This is a genomic window from Terrabacter sp. 2RAF25 (genome assembly GCF_052115265.1).
Classification (GTDB): domain Bacteria; phylum Actinomycetota; class Actinomycetes; order Actinomycetales; family Dermatophilaceae; genus Terrabacter.
Genome location: NZ_JBFRGJ010000039.1, coordinates 1 through 534, shown reverse-complemented (window position 1 = coordinate 534; position 534 = coordinate 1). Strand labels below are relative to the sequence as shown.

2 protein-coding genes are annotated in these 534 nt (G+C 57.3%); both read right to left on the bottom strand.

The window, feature by feature from the left end; translation table 11 throughout:
* Positions 1–210 (bottom strand): hypothetical protein (locus AB4091_RS21850; RefSeq protein ID WP_442295015.1); only part of this gene is annotated, 210 nt, incomplete at its 3' end.
* A gap of 50 nt (positions 211–260) precedes the next feature.
* A partial coding sequence (locus tag AB4091_RS21845; RefSeq protein WP_442295013.1) for a hypothetical protein occupies positions 261–534 on the bottom strand: 274 nt, incomplete at its 5' end.

The following is a 534-nucleotide window of genomic DNA, read 5'->3' as shown; positions in this document are numbered from 1 at the left end:
TTCTGACACGCCGCTTGTGGACTTCGCCAGCATGGAGATCTTGCCGTGAAGATCGCGGTAAGCCGCATTGTGCTGATAGGCACCAAGGACCGTCAGGATCATGCTCCATTCGCTTGCGGTCAGATCAAGCTGGTAGGTCTTTCTGGCGTTCATCGGAAAATCTCGATTGGAAGGGCCGAAAATGCGATTGACGGCAAACGCGCCGCACATCGAAATGACTATTCCGTTACCAGAAAACAGTCGATTTTCAGCGATTTACCTTACGTCAGCTTAAGCTGGCTTGGCACTATCAGGGCGGTTTCACGTCCGAAAGGGTTATCCACGCCGCCTGCGGCGCTTGCAGGCGGCGAGCCGGACGCGCCCCCCAGGAGCGAAGGGAGGCGAGCCGCCTGTGGAGAACCGGCCTTGGCCGGAGGTCTCTTTTCCAACCCGAACCCATCCCGCAAAAAAGGAGAAACCTTATGAAAACCTTTGCCGAGTTCCAGATCATCGGCCGCGTCGGCAATGTCATGCCCGCCGGCTCCACCCTGAAGG